The sequence below is a fragment of the Thioclava sp. IC9 genome, assembly GCF_002213225.1.
Classification (GTDB): domain Bacteria; phylum Pseudomonadota; class Alphaproteobacteria; order Rhodobacterales; family Rhodobacteraceae; genus Thioclava; species Thioclava nitratireducens.
In genome coordinates, this window is sequence record NZ_NBNX01000023.1 from 1 (window position 1) to 3,748 (window position 3,748).

Annotated in this window: 4 protein-coding genes; 2 read left to right on the forward strand and 2 right to left on the reverse strand. The window is 63.2% G+C overall.

What is annotated here, in order from left to right; genetic code table 11:
* The first annotated feature begins 130 nt into the window (after positions 1-130).
* Entirely contained in the window at positions 131-1,273 is a 1,143-nt protein-coding gene (locus tag B6V76_RS19565; RefSeq protein ID WP_088728325.1) for an iron-containing alcohol dehydrogenase, read from the forward strand.
* A 3-nt stretch (positions 1,274-1,276) separates the two neighbouring features.
* Here the strand turns inward: B6V76_RS19565 and B6V76_RS19570 are convergent, their stop codons facing one another.
* The gene (locus B6V76_RS19570; protein ID WP_240497917.1) at positions 1,277-2,083 is read right to left on the reverse strand and encodes a carbohydrate ABC transporter permease; all 807 of its coding nucleotides are present in this window, start codon (positions 2,081-2,083) and stop codon (positions 1,277-1,279) included.
* Positions 2,080-2,955, reverse strand: a complete 876-nt coding sequence (locus B6V76_RS19575) for a sugar ABC transporter permease (protein WP_240497918.1) — start codon at positions 2,953-2,955, stop codon at positions 2,080-2,082. Before B6V76_RS19575 ends, B6V76_RS19570 begins: the two co-directional genes overlap by 4 nt.
* A 178-nt stretch (positions 2,956-3,133) precedes the next feature.
* Here B6V76_RS19575 and B6V76_RS20050 point away from each other — a divergent pair, with 178 nt between their 5' ends.
* Positions 3,134-3,283, forward strand: coding sequence for a hypothetical protein (locus tag B6V76_RS20050; protein WP_166504651.1), 150 nt, complete (start codon positions 3,134-3,136; stop codon positions 3,281-3,283).
* The last annotated feature ends 465 nt before the right edge of the window (positions 3,284-3,748 follow it).

Here is a 3,748-nt window from a genome sequence, read left to right on the forward strand (position 1 = left end):
AAGAGTTCGCCAAAGGCTGGGCGCTCGATCGCAACTTCGCCCCGCAGATGGACGAGGCCACACGCGAAGCCCGCTACACTGCGTGGAAAAAGGCGGTCGAGGCCACCATCGCGGCGGCGAGGTCGGTCTGATGGACTTCGCTCTGCGCTTTCCCGGCCGCATTCTCTTCGGGCGCGACGAGCGGCATGCGGGCGCGGAGCTGATCGCGCGCTACGGGGCGCGTGTAGCGCTCGTGCGCGGGCGTTCGGTCGGTTGGGCCGACACGCTGGAAGATACTCTGCGCGAGGCGGGCCGGACGGTCGAGGTGATCGTCAGCCGCGGCGAGCCGAGCTACCCGGATCTATGTGATGCGCTCGGTCGGTTGCGCGAGATGCGCCCCGATTGTGTCGTTGCGGTCGGGGGCGGCGCGGTGCTTGATCTGGGCAAGGCTTTGGCGGCTCTGATCCCCGCTGCGAGCGATCCGATCGTGCATTTTGAATTGGTCGGGGAGGGGCGCCCGCTAAGCGCGCCGCCGCTGCCGTTTGTCGCGATCCCTACTACCGCCGGCACCGGAGCGGAAGCCACCCGCAATGCGGTGATCCAGTTCCCCGAACACCGCCGCAAGGTCAGCCTGCGCGACGATCGGATGATGGCCTCGCTCGCGATCGTCGATCCGGCGCTGACCGATCGCTGCCCGCGTGCGGTCACGCTGGCCTCGGGGCTGGACGCGCTGACGCAGGTGATCGAGCCTTATCTCTGCAGTCGTGCGAATATTCTGACCGACGCGCTTTGCCGCGATGCGATCCCGCGCGCGATCCATGCGCTGGTCCAGCTGATGGCGCGGGAGAGCACGGATGCACGAGACGACATGGCGCGGGTGAGCCTGTTCGGCGGCGTCGCTCTGGGCAATGCGGGCCTCGGCGCGGTGCATGGTTTTGCGGGCGTGATCGGTGGCCGGAGCGGTGCGGCCCATGGGGCGATCTGCGGACGGCTTCTGCCCGGAGTGCTTCAGGCGAACCGTGCCGCCGTGGCGGGCGATCCCGCGATGGCCGCGCGATTCCACGAGGTGGCGGGCTGGCTGGGTGAGGGTCTGGCTGTTGCGCCGGCTGACGCTTTCACGGCGCTCGAGCGGCAGATCGACGAATGGGGGTTGCCCCGGCTTGGCGCGATGGGTGTCGATCCGGATGAGATCGAGGAGACCGCGCGGCTGTCGCGGTCCAGCTCCTCCATGGCCGCGAATCCCGTGCCGCTGAGCGAAGATGTCCTGAGCGACATTCTGCGCGCCGCATTCTGAGCTTCAGGTGCGAATGACAAATCCCCGTGCGATGTGATTACGCACGAACCAGATCATCGCGACACCCGGGATCAGCGAGACAACGGTCATCGCCATCACCAGCCCGATATCCGTTTGAAAGCCGAACAGCGCGCTGATCGCCATGGTGATCGGCTTGCCCGCAGTGACCGTCAGAATGCGCGCGAAGACCACCTCCACCCAAGAGAAGATGAAGCAGAAGAAGACGGTCACGCCGATCCCCGGCGCGATCAGCGGGATCAGCTTTCCGACGAAGAAATGGCCGAAGGAATGGCCGTCGAGAAAACAGGTCTCGTCGAATTCGCGCGGCACGGCGGCGATGAAGCTCTCGAGGATCCAGATCGCGATCGGCAGGTTGAACACGCAATGCACCAGCGCGATCCCGACCGGGCTGTTCACCAGTCCGACATGGGCGAAGAGAATGAATATCGGCAGCGACAGCACGACGGGCGGCGTCAGGCGAAAGGCGATCAGCGCGAAGAGAATGTGGCGATCGCCGGTAAAGCGGAAGCGCGCAATCGCGTAAGCTGCGGGCAGTCCGGCGGCGAGGCAGAGCGCCACGTTGAGCAGAACATAGACAAGCGAGTTCCAGATTGCATCGCGCAGGTCGGGGCGTGCGAACACGGCGGCATAGTTGATCAGCGTCGCCTGTCCCTCGCGATATCCCTCGCGCGGCAGCGTCAGCGTGAAGCTCAACAGCACCGTTTGGACGAAGGGCAGCAGGATGAAGAGGGCCAGAGCTGCGAAGGCGAGGCCGAGCAGAATTGATGGGCGCATTCGCGTCATCTTCATCGGGTCGCCTCCGGCGAGGTGTCGCGCCCGGCGCGTATGCGGATGAACGCCCATGCGACGCTCAGCACGATCAGGAAATCGAGCATCGCACGCGCGGCGGCACGGCCATAGGTGAAGCTGCGAATGTCCTCTCCCAGTTCGAGCGAGATGAAAGTCGTCGCACCCTGCGGCCCGCCCGCGTTAATCGTGAAAGCCTCGGTGTAGATCATGAAGCTGTCCACGAAACGCAGAAGCAGCACGATCGAGAGCGCCCCGGCGATGCGCGGCAATTCGATATGGCGGAATACCGCGAGCCGTGAGGCTCCGTCGATCGCCGCCGCCTGTCGATAGGAGGCCGGGATCGCCGACAGCGACGCATAGGAGAGGATCACGACGAGGCCCAGCCAGTGCCACGTATCCGCCGCGACGATCAGGATCCAAGTATGCAGCGCGGTGAACTTGTAGTCGAAGCCAATACCCGCTGCGGCGATCGCCTTGCCGAGAAGCCCGACCTGCGGATCGATCAGCGTGAGCCACATGCCCGCGATCATGTTCCACGGAACAACGAGGGGCAGGGCGAGCATCATCAACACCGGCACCGCCCAGCGACCGATCCGCAGCATCAAGAGAGCGATCCAGATCCCCAGCGGCACCTGAATCGACAACACGATGGCCGAAAACAATGCGCTTCGCCCGAGGCTCGCCCAAAAGCTCGGATCGCGGATGATCTCGAGATACCATTGCGGCCCGACCCAAAGTGCCGTGTCGAGGGTGAAGATGTCGTGGAAAGAATAGTTGAACACCGCGACCAGAGGCAGGACAGCGACAAACCCCAAGATGAGAAGCGCAGGCAACAACAGTAGCCACGCGCGGTTCGAATGCGGCTTGATCATCCCTATGCCCTCCCCGGAAGCAGCAAACTTCGCGCGTAAAGCGAACGGGTTGGTCGCATAAATGTCAAGGAAACTAAATATTTAAGGCGCGGGATGGGGCGACCGTGGCTGCCATCTCGGCGACGCTTGTGCCGGGGGAGGGGCTTTTGCTGTCGGTGCGACTGAGAAAGGGGCGCGCATGGCCCGCGATCGGCTAGAGCAGATGGCGCGCGTCGCAAACGTGGCGGAAGAGTTCGGTCGCTTCGCTCCGATCTTCGAGCGCGAGCTGTTCGAAATGGAATATTGGCCGCTCGAACAGGCAAAGCTGAAGACTAAAGAAGAAGCGTGAGCACTTCAGCACGCGGCTATAATCGTCAAAGCGGCGAACTGCTCGCCATAGTGCGCTCTCTTTCTGGCTTCGTGAGCGGTTTCGACCGTGCAGCAGATCTTTTCGAGATGAGCGATTGCATCCCGAATGGCATCTGCGAGAGCCGGGGCGACCTCCGGTGAAATCGAGAGCATTCCGTCCTCGCAGCGGTGCACCCATCCCTTCTTCTGCAAGGTCGGAACTTTGCGTCGCGCGGTTTCCCTTTGTCTCCCACGATATTCCGCGTTCGATCGCACGTTGATGGCGTATCGCGATCGCTGGTCATGAGCGTGCGTTGCGAGATGCGATCCTCATGGCTGTTCGATTTCGTTCATTTCGTTGGTGACTCGGTTTGGTTTGCGGGGTGCCCTTGGGGCATGCCTGGCAGGAGGTTTCGCGTGGGTGGGTGATTTGCGCAAGATTCTTCCCTGCGCTGTTTTGGCGTGA

Bases quoted from the DNA above. Each gene is read 5' to 3' on its own strand.
- B6V76_RS20050 (WP_166504651.1), top strand. From the start codon at position 3,134: ATGGCCCGCGATCGGCTAGAGCAGATGGCGCGCGTCGCAAACGTGGCG.
- B6V76_RS19565 (WP_088728325.1), top strand. From the start codon at position 131: ATGGACTTCGCTCTGCGCTTTCCCGGCCGCATTCTCTTCGGGCGCGAC.
- B6V76_RS19575 (WP_240497918.1), bottom strand. From the start codon at position 2,955: ATGATCAAGCCGCATTCGAACCGCGCGTGGCTACTGTTGTTGCCTGCG.
- B6V76_RS19570 (WP_240497917.1), bottom strand. From the start codon at position 2,083: ATGAAGATGACGCGAATGCGCCCATCAATTCTGCTCGGCCTCGCCTTC.